This window comes from Streptococcus sp. ALY_208 (assembly GCF_058314295.1).
Genome location: NZ_JBZFUI010000005.1, coordinates 13431 through 28675, shown reverse-complemented (window position 1 = coordinate 28675; position 15245 = coordinate 13431). Strand labels below are relative to the sequence as shown.

Annotated in this window: 15 protein-coding genes; all 15 read right to left on the bottom strand. The window is 43.3% G+C overall.

The annotated features are described in order from the left end of the window. Positions 1–119: 119 nt before the first annotated feature. The 15 genes from AC4HAI_RS05835 to AC4HAI_RS05765 all read right to left on the bottom strand — a co-directional run bounded on the left by AC4HAI_RS05835 (position 120) and on the right by AC4HAI_RS05765 (position 15190). On the bottom strand, positions 120–422 hold the full coding sequence (locus AC4HAI_RS05835; protein ID WP_491079239.1) for a hypothetical protein: 303 nt from the start codon (positions 420–422) through the stop codon (positions 120–122). A 10-nt stretch (positions 423–432) separates the two neighbouring features. After that, positions 433–726, bottom strand: a complete 294-nt coding sequence (locus AC4HAI_RS05830) for a hypothetical protein (RefSeq protein WP_491079240.1) — start codon at positions 724–726, stop codon at positions 433–435. Between the two features lie 10 nt (positions 727–736). Beyond that, positions 737–2101 carry a hypothetical protein gene (locus AC4HAI_RS05825; RefSeq protein WP_491079241.1) on the bottom strand — a complete coding sequence of 455 codons (1365 nt, stop codon included), beginning with the start codon at positions 2099–2101 and terminating at the stop codon, positions 737–739. Further along, positions 2092–2730 carry a hypothetical protein gene (locus AC4HAI_RS05820; protein ID WP_491079242.1) on the bottom strand — a complete coding sequence of 213 codons (639 nt, stop codon included), beginning with the start codon at positions 2728–2730 and terminating at the stop codon, positions 2092–2094. The genes AC4HAI_RS05825 and AC4HAI_RS05820 overlap by 10 nt, the downstream gene beginning before the upstream one ends. Positions 2731–2775: 45 nt before the next feature. Next, complete coding sequence (locus AC4HAI_RS05815) at positions 2776–3324, bottom strand: hypothetical protein (RefSeq protein ID WP_491110803.1); 549 nt, start codon at positions 3322–3324, stop codon at positions 2776–2778. 146 nt (positions 3325–3470) lie between these two features. Next, positions 3471–5222 (bottom strand): ABC transporter ATP-binding protein, encoded by a 1752-nt coding sequence (locus AC4HAI_RS05810; protein ID WP_491079244.1) that lies wholly within the window; start codon positions 5220–5222, stop codon positions 3471–3473. After that, positions 5215–6969 carry an ABC transporter ATP-binding protein gene (locus tag AC4HAI_RS05805; RefSeq protein WP_491079245.1) on the bottom strand — a complete coding sequence of 585 codons (1755 nt, stop codon included), beginning with the start codon at positions 6967–6969 and terminating at the stop codon, positions 5215–5217. Before AC4HAI_RS05805 ends, AC4HAI_RS05810 begins: the two co-directional genes overlap by 8 nt. A gap of 123 nt (positions 6970–7092) precedes the next feature. Next, positions 7093–8964, bottom strand: coding sequence for an ABC-F family ATP-binding cassette domain-containing protein (locus AC4HAI_RS05800; protein ID WP_491110802.1), 1872 nt, complete (start codon positions 8962–8964; stop codon positions 7093–7095). An 18-nt stretch (positions 8965–8982) separates the two neighbouring features. Then, positions 8983–10194 (bottom strand): CCA tRNA nucleotidyltransferase, encoded by a 1212-nt coding sequence (locus AC4HAI_RS05795; RefSeq protein WP_491079247.1) that lies wholly within the window; start codon positions 10192–10194, stop codon positions 8983–8985. Beyond that, positions 10191–10958, bottom strand: a complete 768-nt coding sequence (gene dapB / locus AC4HAI_RS05790; RefSeq protein WP_491079248.1) for a 4-hydroxy-tetrahydrodipicolinate reductase — start codon at positions 10956–10958, stop codon at positions 10191–10193. The genes AC4HAI_RS05795 and dapB overlap by 4 nt, the downstream gene beginning before the upstream one ends. A 209-nt stretch (positions 10959–11167) precedes the next feature. Further along, positions 11168–11542, bottom strand: coding sequence for a DUF1149 family protein (locus AC4HAI_RS05785; protein ID WP_491079249.1), 375 nt, complete (start codon positions 11540–11542; stop codon positions 11168–11170). A 108-nt stretch (positions 11543–11650) separates the two neighbouring features. After that, the gene (locus AC4HAI_RS05780; RefSeq protein WP_491110800.1) at positions 11651–12172 is read right to left on the bottom strand and encodes a hypothetical protein; all 522 of its coding nucleotides are present in this window, start codon (positions 12170–12172) and stop codon (positions 11651–11653) included. A gap of 122 nt (positions 12173–12294) precedes the next feature. After that, positions 12295–12885 (bottom strand): hypothetical protein, encoded by a 591-nt coding sequence (locus AC4HAI_RS05775; protein WP_491110799.1) that lies wholly within the window; start codon positions 12883–12885, stop codon positions 12295–12297. An 11-nt stretch (positions 12886–12896) separates the two neighbouring features. Next, positions 12897–13499: a hypothetical protein gene (locus AC4HAI_RS05770; RefSeq protein ID WP_491110798.1), complete on the bottom strand. Its 603-nt coding sequence runs from the start codon at positions 13497–13499 to the stop codon at positions 12897–12899. Positions 13500–13750: 251 nt separating this feature from the next. Then, entirely contained in the window at positions 13751–15190 is a 1440-nt protein-coding gene (locus tag AC4HAI_RS05765; protein ID WP_491110797.1) for a 6-phospho-beta-glucosidase, read from the bottom strand. Positions 15191–15245 lie beyond the last annotated feature (55 nt).

Sequence of the window (15245 nt, the reverse complement as noted above, 5' to 3'; positions counted from 1 at the left end):
AAGGCAGCTACCGATTGTTTAGGAGATTTTCTGCTATTGTTTGCTATTGGGCAGAATTTATATAGTAGACTCCTAACAAAAATTAATCTTATAGTTAATACTGCTTATCTGCTACCAACTTAATAGTTTTCGGTCTTCTTTAGGAAATCACGCTTGGTTTGGTATCTTGATTCTTCCAACTCATCCTCCATATAACGAAGCTGGCTCATAAACTCTTGAACCTTATCATTGACTTCATGCCAGTAATGATTTAAAGAAGAAGTTGGACTTAAGCGTTGCAACTCATCAAGATGTCCATAATGATCATCCATCAAGTTCTGTCCTTCTATTTTCAAGTCATGCAAATCCCATTCCATTTCATTAAATTCCCGTAACTTAGCCCAGTAGGCCTCTTCTAACCGCTCTTTTTCTTTTTGATCCATCTATTTCTCCTCAAGTCCTTATCGGATTATCGAACTGAGGCTTGGTAAGAGAAGAAGCCTGATCTGTAGCGGCATTAGCGGCCAACCCCTCAAAAGATGGCAAGATACCTACTTTTAGTTTTGTGCTGGCAACCTGCTTTAGTTCTGATGCTATCTTATCAAGCTCAGATTCTAGCTCCGCTCCTTTCTCTGAAGCTCTATCTTTAGCCGTCTGAACAATAGCTTTAATCAAGGCTCTTTCTTGAGCTTTTCTCAATTCTTTGAGTCTTTCTTTAAACTTATCTAGATCTCTGGTATCAATCATATTATCCTCCTTATAGTAGTTTCAGGGCATCTGATTTGAAATTATAAATATCTTGAGAGGACTCTTGGTCACTGCTTTCAATAGCTTCACCAGCCTTCATGATTTGCTCAACTAAGTCTTCAACCTTCTGGGCAAAGTTTTTTGCTTGTGCAAGATTGTCTTGTTCTATGCCTTCATCCCATACCTGATCAAACTCAATTTCTGCTAACAAAGCTTCAACCTCACTGTCAGAGAGCTCAGTCGCTATACTGTATGCCTTTGCCCGGCTAGAGTCCACAATTTCTCTCACCTCATCTTTGATCTGGTCGGTCGTGTGGCTAAGCTTATGCAAAAGATCATCCACTTGACTGGTCGCTTGACTCACACTAGCAAAAAGGAGTAATTTTTTTAGCATAATACGCTCACCACCACTAGAACCACCGAAACGCTGAAGCAGATCCTTCAGTCCCGCATATTTCCCCTGCTTGAGGTAGGATACTTCTAGGGTATCCAAAGAAGTGGATGTATTCTCACTGTCTTTGGTTCTATCTTTACTCGAAAAATTACCATAAACAGCCAAATAATCCGCCACATAAACTGCAGCCATGCTCAGATCGCCATTGGCTTTATGGACAGCTATTGCTAATACTTGTTGATAGGTCATGCCTGAGGCAAATTGATTCTTTTTGACATAGTAGGCTACGTTCAAATCATTTCCCTTTATCCTAGCTCCAGAGGGATCGTGATTGTATCCTTCGTACTCTTTAACCTTGCCATAAGGAATATTTCCTAGCCCACCGTCAAACATGGTGATTTTATTTTTACTGTCACTGTAGATTGTTGCATGTTTATCCAGATATTCTTTCTCCTCTGGTGTAATCCCTCTTGGATTGACAGTATCTTCCATGGCTGCCTCACCGCCCCAGTCATTGAAGTTGGTCACTTTAATCGCTTTATCATCAGACAAGCCATTTTCAGCAGCAATTTTTGCCACGGCAGGGCCTGATTGACTAAAACCAGACATGTTGGAGATTGTTCCGCCTTCGTTCTCCACTTTCTTGTCAGTCTCAGAATAGAATTTTCTAACCTCCTCAGTTTGTGGTGTAATAATTTCTCTCGCGGCAGCTGCATTTGCGGTTGATTCATTGAAGCCAGGATCTGTACCGGCAACCGTGATGGTGGTTTCATCATAGTTGGGATTGTCACCCTTTTTATTATCTACTGGAACATAGGCGATAGCCTCCGTCGTGTCGCCTGCATTGGTTTTATTGACGATTTGGTAGTACTGTTTCTTGCCATTTTCTAACTCAACTTCAGTAACATAACCTTCCTCTTGTTTTATGTTTTCTTTCCTCTGTTTTTGTAACCCTTGGATTTCTTCATCTGTTAACGCCATTTGTCTGCACTCCTTTCATCTAGGTCAAAATGATATACCAACTCTGTGTTATACCGGATTTTTGCATTTGGACTACCCTCTTCAGTCTTAAGAATATCTTTTAGTTGGTTATCTTCAATCAGCAATTCTATATTCTCATCAATCTTATCTGATTTTTTTAATTTAGCCCTATCCGGCAAATGGGCATGTCCACTCACATCTACATCATTTTGTAGGTAGATTACTTCTTTTCCTTGATAGTCAAAATCCATAGCATAGATACCACTCTTAAAACCATAGGGAGCTGGACCAAAATTTCCTATAGTTTTGCCTAAATAGGCCTTGTTACCATGTTTATCATAGATAACAGGTACAACTTTCTCACTTTTTCCTTCAATGCCGTTTCCATCTATAAAGATTGGTGAAAACTCAATTTTACTGACACCTGAATAGTGGTCCTTGATATAGACGGCTGTTTGTTGTTCTAACATGAGAAAGGCGTGTTTATAAAGCTGGGATTGCTTGTGTTTGTGGTAAAAATGACGACCAACTAGCCCTCCAATTACAAGAACAATAATAAGCAGGTAGAGCCATTTTTTACGAGATTTAGCCTTCGATACTTTGTGAACGTCTTCATCTGTTAATGCCATTTAGTTGCACTCCTTTCATCTAGATCAAAATGATACAGCAATCTTTTATTGGTTATTTTTGAGATGACTGAGAAATGTGATGTGAGCATGTAGCTGAGTAACATCAAGCATGCCACTGGTATACTCGATTAGACAGCCATTTTCGTAGAAGACATTGTCAGGTAGAGGCGCAGTCGGTGGGACAGCTGTGGCTACCATGACAATACAAAAAATGCCACCATTTCCTGAGTTTTCCCAACTATTGGCTGTAAACATATAAGTGTAAGCTAGGAAGGACTCTCCTGAAAATTGCCCCGAGATGACATTGAGGACTTTCTTTCCAAATCCTCTGCCAAAAGGATAGTGCCTGAAGCTAGCATAACGCTGTACAAAAACATTGGTACCCAAATCTTTGTTAAAGCCACCTTTACTTTTGGCAACGCCATATTGGACATAAGAACCAGAATACTGTGCCTTGTCAAAGGCGTAGCCATGGCTAGCCGCAAATGTTTTGTAAACATTATTCTTGCGACGGGCAAAATAGATAGCAATCATTGCACCAGCTATCCCAAGTAAAGCCGGTAGAATAATGGCTAAAATTGTTATGATCATCATTTATTTTTTCTCCTTTTAACGCTATAAATGCACCTAGTCTATCGATCACTTACCAGAACTGATGAGGCTATGCAGAAGCGATCACTCATAACCAGTCGTTTCTTAATTATAGCATAAAATCCCGCTTGCTTTGAGCGGGATTTTAACTAATCTTGATCAGCAAACTGACTCATGTAGAGGTCATAATAGAATCCGTGAGCGGCAAGGAGACTCTCGTGGTTGCCTTGCTCGATGATCTGCCCTTCTTTGAGGACTAGAATCTTATCGGCTTCTTGAATAGTCGACAGGCGGTGAGCAATGACAAAGCTGGTACGTCCTTTCATGAGATGGCTCATGGCTTTTTGGATCAAAAGCTCCAGGCGGGTGTCAACGGATGACGTTGCTTCATCTAAAATGAGAATCTTAGGATCTGCCAGCAGGGCTCTCGCAATCGTCAGCAGCTGCTTTTGGCCTTGTGAAATATTGCTGGACTCTTGATTCATCTCCATGTTATAGCCACCTGGTAGCGTACGGATAAAATGGTCGACATTGGCAGCTTTGGCCGCTGCGATAATGTCCTCATCGGTCGCATCTAACTTGGCAAATCTCAGATTGTCCTTGATGGTTTCTTCATAGAGCCAGGCATCTTGAAGTACCATACCGAACTGTTGGCGATAGGCTTGTCGAGATAGATGACGGATATCATGACCATCTACTGTGATGGCACCCTTGGTCACATCATAAAATCGCATGAGTAGATTGATCAAGGTCGTCTTACCAGCACCGGTAGGACCTACAATGGCAATCATCTGACCGGGCTCTACGTCAAGATTGAAGTCCTTGATCAATGGTCTTTCCTCTACATATTGGAAATCCACATGCTTAAAGGAAACCTGTCCTGTTAAATCATGCGAAAGGTGCTCAGTCACATCAGATACTTCATTTTCTTCATCCAGAACGGCGAAAATCCGCTCTAGGGAGGATCGGGCCGACTGGAGCATACCAGCCAGCTGAGTCAGCGTCTGGATGGGCTGACCAATCTGCCAGAGGTACTGGACAAAGGCTTGGAGGTTACCAACCGTCAGCTTGCCTGCAATGACCTTGAGCCCACCCCAGACTGCTATGATCAGATAGGCACTGTCTGAGATGGCATTGAGAACAGGCATCATGAGCCCCGAGCGAAAGCTAGCCTTGAAGCCGACTTCTTGGATCTCATCTAAGAGGCTAGCAAATTCTTGAGCAGAGCGCTCTTCACGCCCATAGAGCTTGATAATATTAAAACCAGATAGATTTTCTTGCACAAAGCCATTCATATCCCCTAGGGCGTCAGCCTGACGTTTAAAGTAAGGCTGGGACTTGTTCAGCATATATTTAGCCAAAAAATAAGTCAATGGTATGCTGAGGATAACGACAATAGCCAGCTGAATATTGAGATAGAGAACCATGGCAATGACCATGATCAGGGTCAAAACAGCATTGATAACCTGCAAAAAGGACTGCTGCAGGGCATTTGAGACTGTTTCAACATCATTGGTAAAACGCCCTAGCATATCGCCGAATTGATGCTTATCAAAGTAAGAAACGGGAATATGATTGATCTTATGGCTAAGATCATAGCGTAAATCGTGAATGGCGTTTTGGACCGTTCGTGTCATGAAGTAATTGGAGCCATAACTACCGATTTCAGACAGCAGCCCACGAATACCATAAACGAGTAGTAACAAGGCAATTTTTTGACCATTGATGGCAAGACCGTTGACTAGACTATGAGTCAGCTCTGTCACAGCCAAACCAAGGATAAAGGGCTCTAAGACACTAGCAATGGTCGCTAAGATTTTCAAAAAGATAGCCAGGTAGAGGGTGACTCGATAGCGTTTGAGATAGGTCCACAGGCGGGCAAAGACAGAATGATTAGTCATGTACAGTCTCTCCTTTCTCAGTTAGGCGCTCACGATTGAGCTGGGAGTTGGCAATAGCACGGTAGATGTCATTACTAGCCATCAACTCGTCGTGGGTGCCACGGCCGACAATCTCGCCTTCATCGAGAACGATGATCTGGTCGGCATCCATGATCGTGCCGACACGCTGAGCCACGATAAGGACTGTGGCATCCTTGGTGACACTCTTTAGTTCCTGACGAAGCTGGGCATCTGTACGGTAATCCAAAGCCGAAAAAGAATCATCAAAAATATAGACATCTGGTTTTTTGACGATAGCTCGAGCGATCGCTAAACGCTGCTTCTGACCACCTGAAAGGTTGCTGCCACCCTCTGCTAGATGCGTTGCTAATCCTTCCTCCGTGTTCTCTATAAATTCCTGGGCCTGGGCGACACGCACAGCTTCTTCCAAATCAGTTTGCGTCGCATGAGGATTTCCGTATCTGAGATTATCTTCGATGGTCCCTGTAAATAACAGCGCCTTTTGCGGAACCGCACCAATCTTCTGACGAAGGGCTGTGAGATTATAATCCCTGATATCGATACCGTCGATTAGTATTTTTCCCAGGGTAACGTCGTAAAAACGAGGAATCAAATTGACCAAAGAAGATTTACCAGAGCCGGTCGATCCGATAAAGGCTGTTGTTTGACCGGGTTTGGCTGTAAAGGAAATGTCGTGCAAGACGGGACTCTCAGTCTCACCAGGATAGGCAAAGGTAACATGATCAAATACCACATAACCGTGAGTATCTGTCTCTTTTATACCGTCAGGATTCTCAGAAATCGAGATGGTCATGTCCATGACCTCCTGAATCCGATGACTGGACACTACCATGCGTGGGTACATGGTGAAGAGATTCGCAAAGATAAGGAAAGAAAACAGGGCATGGAAACTATATTCCAGAAAGGCCACTAGATCCCCAATCTGCATACTACTCTCACGCAGGGGCTTGAGCGAGAACCAGACAATGGCAATGATCATAGCCACAATGATCTGGATAAACATGGGCTCTGTTAGACCAGTCAGGGTAAAGAGGCGCGTGGAGGTCTCTGCATAGCGCTTATTTTTCTCGTCAAATCGCTCTTCTTGGAAGGGCTCACGGGCAAAGGCACGTATCACTCTCAATCCAGTGAGATTTTCACGGACATACTGGTTGATCTTGTCCAGGGTTTGCTGCTGCTTTTCCGACAGAGGACGAGTCTTTATGGCCACATAAGCAATGGTTATTATCAAAAACGGGATGAAAAAGGCAACGACCCAAGCTAGGGAGGCACTCGTGATCAGAATCATCACAACGGAAGAAATCATCATGAGTGGGGTAACTAGACCGATCCGAAGACTCTGCTCGGCAAACTGCATAAGGACAAAGGCATCTGTTGTCATCCTTGTGACCAGGGAAGAGACCCCAATATGCTCGTACTCCTCATGAGAGTACTGCTGCAGCTTTTGATACATGTCTTTGCGCAGGTCTTTAACCATATGGGTCGCTAAATTACTAGTTCCATAAGCCAATGTCACACGTCCAATCACACCTGCAAGGACAACAAGAAACATAATCCCAGCCCAGAAATATAGAGCATGGGTGTCTTTTTGATTAATCCCTTGGTCAATCATACGGGCCAAAACCGTGGGCATGCCCAAATTGACCACTACGAATAAGAAGGCTCCGATAAGGTTCCCCATCAGCCATTTGGGGTATGTCTTTAAGTAAGACCAGATAAGCTTCATAACATCCCTCCCTTTCATTTTATAATTTCAGTAAACAGATATAGTATTAGACTATTTATTTTGTAATCGTATCTTTATTTCTGCTCTCTATAACCTATATTTTAAGCGAGTATTTTAACACTATTATTCTAATTCACTCAAGTACTCATAGCGCTCATATTTTTCTAGCAGTTGGTCGTTTAGACTATCTAGCTCTTTTTGAAGGTCGCTCAGTTTGGTAAAGTCACTGCCTTGATGCTGCATTTCTTCTTCGATTTGTGCAATTCCTTCCTCGAGCTCAGCAATGGCATCTTCAATCCTTGCCCACTCCTGCTTTTCTTGATAAGACATGCGCTTCTTATCGGACTTGGGCTGGGAAGTTTTAGGGGCTTTTTGAGCTTTTTGCGCCTGATCAGCCACTTGTTTCAGGAACTCCTGCTCATCTAAATAGTCTGTATAATTGCCGTAAAATTCTCGAATACTGCTATCTTCAAAGGCTAAAATTTTATTAGCTACTTTGTCCAGAAAATAGCGGTCATGGCTAACAGTAATGACGGCGCCAGAAAAATCCTGTAAAAATTGTTCCAGAACAGTCAAGGTTGCAATATCGAGATCATTGGTCGGTTCATCCAATAAGAGAACATTAGGCTTTTCAATCAAAATTTTAAGCAGATAGAGACGCTTTTTCTCTCCTCCTGAGAGCTTGGCAATCTGGGTGCCGTGGGTGGAACGTGGAAATAAAAACTGCTCAAGCAGCTCTGTGATGCTAGTAGTACCTACAGCCGTTTTGACTTCCTCTGCCACTTCTTGCAGGTAATTAATCACCCGTTTGCTCTCATCCATTCCCTTGATTTGCTGGGAAAAATAGCCAATACGAACCGTTTCACCTCTGTCTAGCTGACCGGCTGTTGGCTCTAGATCCCCATTGATGAGGTTTAGTAGGGTAGACTTTCCAGCACCATTGTCTCCGATAATACCAATACGATCCTTGTTTTGAACTAAGAGATTAAAGTCTTTTAAGATCTCTTTATCTGGGTAGGCAAAGCTGACATGATCGAAGTTAAGAACTTTTTTGCCGATCCGACTGGTCTCAAAATTAATAGCTACTTGGCCTTGTTCACCAGAGGTTGAGCTGATATCCGTCTTGAGATCGTGGAAGCGATTTATCCTGGCCTGTTGCTTGGTTGCCCTAGCTTGGGGTTGAGTTCGCATCCAAGCTAGCTCTTGCTTGTAAAGTTGTTTTTTCTTATGGAGAGAAGCCGCTTCACGCTCATCCTGCTCTGCTTTAAGACGGACATAGTCCTGATAATTTCCCTGATATTCCAGCAAACGGGCACGATCCAACTCAAAAATACGGGTGGCAACATTGTCCAAAAAGTAACGGTCGTGGGTGATAAAAAAGACAGTCTTCTTAGCTGTCTTGAGGTAATTGGTCAGCCAAGCAATGGTCTCAATATCTAGGTGGTTAGTGGGCTCGTCTAACAAGAGCAAATCAGCATCCGCCAAGAGAGTTTGAGCCAGCTGAACACGTCGACGTAAGCCGCCTGAGAGCTGACTTACTGGTCTTGTCAAATCCTTAATCCCTAATTTCGCTAATACCGTTTTAATATCACTCTCAATGGACCAGGCGTCCAGACGATCTAACTCAGCCATCACCTTTTCAAGCTCAAGCTGATCCTCTTCTTTGTAGTTCAGCATCAGCGTTTCATAGCGACGAATCAAGGCAACCTCAGGTCTATCTGAATCCAAAACAGTTTCTAATACGGTCTTAGTCTCTTCAAACTTTGGCTCCTGGGTGAGATAGGCAATCTGATAATCACTGGCCTTATGAAAGGGGGAGACGTCCCCATCAAAGCCAGTCCGATCAGCTATGACATCTAAAAGGGTGGTCTTACCTGTTCCATTGACACCAATCAGACCAACCCGATCCAGATCATGTATCATAAAGGAAATGTCACGAAAAACTGTCTTATCCCCAACGGATTTGGTCAATTTTTCGACAATAAAATCACTCACACTATCATCCTCTCTAATCTACAGTGACTTAGCGTAATCTCTAGCGAAGTCCAAAATAGCTTGTCTGTCATTGTTTAGTTTTCCTTGGACAATGGCGGCTTCGATGGCGGTTAGCAGGTTCCCTAAAATAGGGCCTGGCTTGAGATCTAATGCTTGCATCAGATCACTGCCATTGACCAAAATATCACTCTTATCATGAATAGCCAACTCTTGATCCAACTGCTGGATACGTGCTTCATCTGTCGACAGTCCTTGGAAGGCACGCAAACGTTCTGCTACTTGTGCCAAATCTTTACCGTGATGATAGATACTCTCCTTATCATGCTGGTTTTTGAGGCGCAGCTGATAGATAGCTATGATCTGGCTGACGGTTCGCTGGAGTTGAGTCGAAGTCTTCCATTTTTTGAGAAATTGACCAGCCTGCGTTGTCCCCAGTGCTAAGAGAAGAGCTGCCCAAGCTTGTTCGCTGCTTGCAAAAGTAATATGATCTCCGTAGCTTTCAATAAAGTTAGTCAAGCCCGCCTTAGCGTTTGCTAGCTCTGGTAGATACTGATAAGCCTTGCTTGCTAGCAGAGCCTCGATCCCCTTTTTCCAATAGGGAGCAAGGAGTAGCTTGTCAAACTCAATAAAGATCCGCTCTACCGAAATTTTCTCTAAAAGAGGGGCATGGGAAGCCATAGCAGCAAAAGTCTTGTCCTCAATATCAAAGTCAAGGACAGCTGCAAAACGTAGGCCCCGCATAATCCGCAGGGCATCCTCACTAAAGCGTTCCTCAGCTACTCCTACGGCTCGCAAGACACGCTGATTCAAATCTGCCAGACCATCAAAAAGGTCAATCACCTGAGCATCCTCATCTAGGGCAAAGGCATTGATGGTGAAATCTCGGCGCTTAAGATCTTCCTCTAGGGAACGAACAAAAGAGACACTGGAGGGCCTGCGAAAGTCAACATAGACATCCTCTGTTCGAAAGGTGGTCACTTCATACTCGCCACCGTTTTCAAGCACGAGAACTGTGCCATGCTCGATCCCAATATCTACCGTCCGGTCAAAAATTTTCTTGGTCTCTTGGGGATAAGAGCTGGTTGCGATGTCTACATCATGAATAGGGCGCTCCAGCAAGGCATCACGGACAGAGCCTCCCACATAATAAGCTTCAAAGCCAGCTTTTTTTATCTTCTCTAATACTGGTAAAGCCTCCTGAAACTCAGAAGGCAACTGTTTTAATTTCATAGTAATTGCTCTAACCCGTAAACAAGTTCCTTGCGTTTGACAACTTCTTTGATCCCAAGATTGACACCACTCATGAAAGAGGAGCGGTCATAGGAATCATGGCGCAGGGTCAGACCTTCACCTTGAGCGCCAAAGATAACCTCTTGGTGAGCGACCAATCCTGGTAAGCGCACGGAGTGGATACGCATGCCATCAAACTCTGCTCCACGTGCGCCAGGGAGACTCTCACTCTCATCTGCAGCCCCTTGTGGCTTAGATCCACGAACCTCACGTATCAACTCTGCTGTCTTAATAGCAGTTCCGCTCGGTGCATCTTTTTTCTGATCATGGTGAAGCTCGATGATCTCTAGGTTAGGGAAGTATTTTGCGGCCTTGGCTGCAAACTCCATGAGAAGAATAGCCCCGATTGCGAAGTTAGGCGCAATCAAGCCACCCAAGCCCTTGCTTTGTGAAAGCGCCACGAGCTCAGCGATTTGTTCTTCTGTAAAACCTGTCGTTCCTACTACTGGGGCAAAACCGTTCTCAAGGGCAAAGCGGGTATTTTCATAAGCTACAGCTGGTGTGGTAAAATCTACCCAAACCTGAGCATCCAGTCCTGCCAAATCAGCCTTATCAGTATAGACAGGAACACCGTCAACCTCAGTTTCTGTGGCAAAGGGATCCAGCAATCCTGCCAGTTCGAGCTCACTATCACTCTTGACCATTTCTACAGCTGTCGAGCCCATACGCCCCCTATAACCAGCTACAATAACTTTGATACGCATGCGATTATCCTCCTTCTTGATGATTGGGAACCAGTCACTATTTCTTTGACTAGTGATTGCTTATGGAATCTGTTTTCCCAGCACCTAGTCACGAAAAAAGGGCACTTTTTCGTGACTAAGTCTATCTAAGACAAAGAGATCCACCACTTGCTGGACCTCTGCCAAAAGATATACAGAAAAAAAGAAATGTCCCAATTACTCACTTTATTCTAAAATTCCAGCATGACACCAGGACGGTCCAAGGCAATTTCAGTCACTTCATAAGTCATACGTTGCAAGGTATCCAACAGAGGACCTGCAAGATCTTGAACCTCTTGCTGTGAAAATTCTTTTGGTTCATTGACCAAGCGATTTTGGATGTGGACCAGCTGAGACACGACACCAGAAATGACAAACTCATCACGAACGATACGAAACTGCAAAACAGAAACGATATGAGTCTCTTGTTTTTCAGCATTTTTGTCCACTAGTTGGAAGGTTACCTCAACATTGGTTTTTGGCTCACCATGCTCTTTTTCCCATTCTAAATTGCGGGCATCGTAGTGGTATTGATTGACAAAGACTTGCTCACGTGTTAAATCCATTGTTTTATTACTCTCCTCTTAATGATGAACTTCATCTGAAATATGGCTTTAATTATAGCATATATATGCCAGATCATAAAGCCCCATCTTCTTAGCATGCAGGGCTTATTAAAACTTCTTTTGCGGATGACGCTGGACGATTTCCTGATGTTTGGCTAACATTTTTTGTCCTTGATCAGTCAGTTGGTAGCCTCTTAGGTCATATAATTTTGCTAAGTCCTGCTCCTTGAAACTTGTCTGCATGGCTTGATCCAGCTCACTGCGCTTCATTTTAGAAAGTCCTTTGACTCCTTTAGCTCTTAGAAAATCTTTGAGATCCCCAGCGGATAAAAATCTGAGAGACTCAAAGGCAGACTGAATGCGCACATAGCCTTGCTCAATCAACCACTCCAACTCTTTCTGAGCATCGATACCATAGCTAGTATAAAAATACTTATGATGAGGGTGCTGGGTATGATAAGTACCAAAACCGATCCGCCACAGCATGATGATGTGACCCGGCAGAAGTCCTTCTTCAGTTCTCTCCATATTTCGTTTAGGGATTGGTTTTTTCGTCAACTTCTCTGCAAATTGGGGAGCAATATAGGGCATTTCAGCATGTTGCTGATAGATCTCTTTAATAGTCTTCATAGGTCTAGTATAGCATAGTCTCTCTGTCCTTTCGATAAAAATGTTCCCTACGCCCTGTGCCCCTGCTCATTATATATAAAAAATCCGAGTTCATTATGAGTACTCGGATACTGTATTGATTTCTAATAATCTTTCAGGGTGATATATTTTGATGGAACCTTCTTGTAGATGAGCTGTGAATTTTTTTTGCCTTGGTTATCGAAAGTCTCGATGATCAGATCCCCTTCTTCCAAGCGATACTTGGTTGTTATGACAGTACCGTAGTTATCGATCAATTCATTTATCTTATTATATGCCCCGTCACTGTCTTGCTTTCCAAAATACTCTCTTAGTTCCTTAGCATAGTCTTTAGTGGTATAGCTATTGACAATCTCTCTGGTAAAAGGATTAATACGTTGGTCTTGCTTTAGAGGCTGGGTAGCTGTGTAAGTCTTTTTCTTTTGATCCTTATCATCTTGATCTAGACCATAACGGGTCAAACTGCCATCCTTGATCACGAAAAGGGTATCATCGGAACTGTCGAATTTCTCCCACTTCTCTGTGACATAGTTGTACTCTTTGCCATCAAACTCCTGCCAGTAGCCATTTTCAACACGCCCGCCTAGGAAGCGTAGGGCTATCACAATCGCTAAGACCACTACTCCTAAGGCTATCATGAGTGCACCCAAGACACGATACCTTCTCGCACCTGTGCTTGTCTGTCTCTTTGCCATAAGTCACTCCTCTAATACTTTAATTTGATATCTTTTGTCTGATCAATCTTCTTATAGGTTGTCTTTCCTATAATGGTGCCATCCTGATAGTAGCCGGTCACTGTCAGCTTATCTCCAGAAACCCTATAGACATAGTAAGATTTACGAGAAACGATATCGAACGTCCATGAACTAATCATATCCTCATCTATATCATCACTATACCAGAACGCACTGGCTATCTTGTTGGTAGGAAGATTATTGGTGACTCGATGACTAAAGGCATTGTACCGATCCCCATTTCTTAGTGTCCTCCCAACAGGGTAGTAACCGTCGTCCTGCTCCGCATAGAGGTTGCTGACTTGATTTTTGATCACCATGATCTGTTTATAATCCTTGGTGACTCGATTTTTTTCCCATTTGTTTCTTGCATAGTCGTAGTTTTGTGATGACTGCAACTGCCAGTAACCATCAACCTGACCGCTCATATAGTGATAAGCACTAAAGCCTAAGAAAATAAACCAATATAGAGCAGATAAAACCACAAGAGCCACGACTAAGGGCTTACGCCTATTGGTAGAACTTGCTGGCCTTACTGGTGTTGATAGCTGGGCAGCTACTGCTTGCTGTGCCATACTTGTACCTCCATTGTTACTAGTTAATATTCTATCATAGTTCCACCGAATTCCCCCAGCAAATTTCCAAATTTTACATTTTCCAAATTTGGTTTTTAGATACTTTTATATAGTATTGGGATATTCCTTTGTTCATTAATTGTCCCTTCTCGCTCATTCTTAAGAGAGGACGATGCTAAGTTTAGCTATTGCTCTTTTGACAGATAAGATAAATAGAGGTTGTCTTTTAACAACCTCTATTTCTAATCATTTCAGTCTAGTTCAGTCCCATTGCTGGCTATGACTTGTTTGTACCAATGGAAGGATTTTTTCTTAGAGCGTTTGAGAGTGCCCTGACCCTTGTTATCACGATCGACATAGATAAAGCCATAGCGCTTTTTCATTTCACCTGTACCAGCAGAGACTAGGTCAATGCACCCCCAAGTCGTGTAGCCCCAAAGTTCTACACCGTCTTCGTTGATGGCTTGACCCATAGTTTTAATATGTTCACGCAGATAGTCGATACGATAATCATCTTGGATATAGCCATTTTCATCTGGTGTATCGACTGCTCCGAGACCATTCTCCACAATGAATAAGGGTTTTTGATAACGATCCCAAATGGTATTAAGGGTAATGCGGAGGCCTAGAGGATCGATTTGCCAACCCCACTCTGAAGACTCTAGATAAGGATTTTTTAGGGAAGCAAAGATATTACCTGCTGTCTTGTCTACTAGATTAGGATCAGCAGAGGACACACGGCTTGAATAGTATGAAAATGAGATAAAATCAACCGTATGAGCCTTGAGGAGGTCGAGATCTTCCTGAGTCATCTCAATAGACAGGCCCAGACGCTCAAATTTCTTCTTAGCATAGTTAGGATACTCACCTCGTGCTTGGACATCGATAAAGAAGTAATTTTCACGGTCATCTTGCATGGCTTGCCAGTAATCTTTGGGATTAGCAGTGTTGGGATAGTATTGCCCTGCTGCTAGCATACAGCCAACCTTATTTTCAGGATCGACTTCGTGAGCGATCTTGGTGGCTAGGGCAGATGCAACCAGCTCATGGTGGGCTGCTTGATACTTGACTTGCTCTTCATTTTCGCCTTCCTCAAAGTAAAGTCCCGCTCCCATAAATGGAGCATGAAGAATCATATTGATCTCATTGAAGGTTAGCCAGTACTTGACCAAGCCCTTGTAACGCTTAAAGAGGGTTTGACAGAGACGCTCATAAAAGGTAATCATCTTGCGATTACGCCAACCACCATAGTGCTCGATCAAATACATCGGGCAGTCAAAGTGAGTGATCGTCACCAAGGGTTCAATCCCGTATTTGTGGCATTCCTTGAAAACATTTTCGTAAAATTGAAGCCCTTCCTCATTGGGTTCAAGTTCGTCTCCCTTGGGGAAAATACGACTCCAACCGATAGACATACGAAAAGTCTTGAAGCCCATCTCAGCAAAAAGAGCAATATCTTCCTTATAACAGTGGTAAAAATCAATAGACTCCTTGGCTGGATAGAAATAGCCCTCTTCAAAATCAACCATCTTCTTTTTCCCAGCAATAATAGGGAAGCGATCCTCACCAATCGGTACTACATCAACGTTAGCTAGACCACGCCCACCTTCATTATAGGCCCCTTCACATTGATTGGCTGCTGTCGCACCACCCCACAGAAATCCTTCTGGAAAAGCTTGATACTTTGTCATCTTATACTCCTTCATTAAATTTTTCTACAGTATAACACGATAAACTGCATAAAAC

Coding starts and splice junctions, on each gene's coding strand:
- AC4HAI_RS05775 (WP_491110799.1), bottom strand. CDS start 12,885: ATGGCAAAGAGACAGACAAGCACAGGTGCGAGAAGGTATCGTGTCTTG.
- dapB (WP_491079248.1), bottom strand. CDS start 10,958: ATGCGTATCAAAGTTATTGTAGCTGGTTATAGGGGGCGTATGGGCTCG.
- AC4HAI_RS05770 (WP_491110798.1), bottom strand. CDS start 13,499: ATGGCACAGCAAGCAGTAGCTGCCCAGCTATCAACACCAGTAAGGCCA.
- AC4HAI_RS05815 (WP_491110803.1), bottom strand. CDS start 3,324: ATGATGATCATAACAATTTTAGCCATTATTCTACCGGCTTTACTTGGG.
- AC4HAI_RS05805 (WP_491079245.1), bottom strand. CDS start 6,969: ATGAAGCTTATCTGGTCTTACTTAAAGACATACCCCAAATGGCTGATG.
- AC4HAI_RS05780 (WP_491110800.1), bottom strand. CDS start 12,172: ATGAAGACTATTAAAGAGATCTATCAGCAACATGCTGAAATGCCCTAT.
- AC4HAI_RS05795 (WP_491079247.1), bottom strand. CDS start 10,194: ATGAAATTAAAACAGTTGCCTTCTGAGTTTCAGGAGGCTTTACCAGTA.
- AC4HAI_RS05835 (WP_491079239.1), bottom strand. CDS start 422: ATGGATCAAAAAGAAAAAGAGCGGTTAGAAGAGGCCTACTGGGCTAAG.
- AC4HAI_RS05765 (WP_491110797.1), bottom strand. CDS start 15,190: ATGACAAAGTATCAAGCTTTTCCAGAAGGATTTCTGTGGGGTGGTGCG.
- AC4HAI_RS05785 (WP_491079249.1), bottom strand. CDS start 11,542: ATGGATTTAACACGTGAGCAAGTCTTTGTCAATCAATACCACTACGAT.
- AC4HAI_RS05825 (WP_491079241.1), bottom strand. CDS start 2,101: ATGGCGTTAACAGATGAAGAAATCCAAGGGTTACAAAAACAGAGGAAA.
- AC4HAI_RS05820 (WP_491079242.1), bottom strand. CDS start 2,730: ATGGCATTAACAGATGAAGACGTTCACAAAGTATCGAAGGCTAAATCT.
- AC4HAI_RS05830 (WP_491079240.1), bottom strand. CDS start 726: ATGATTGATACCAGAGATCTAGATAAGTTTAAAGAAAGACTCAAAGAA.
- AC4HAI_RS05810 (WP_491079244.1), bottom strand. CDS start 5,222: ATGACTAATCATTCTGTCTTTGCCCGCCTGTGGACCTATCTCAAACGC.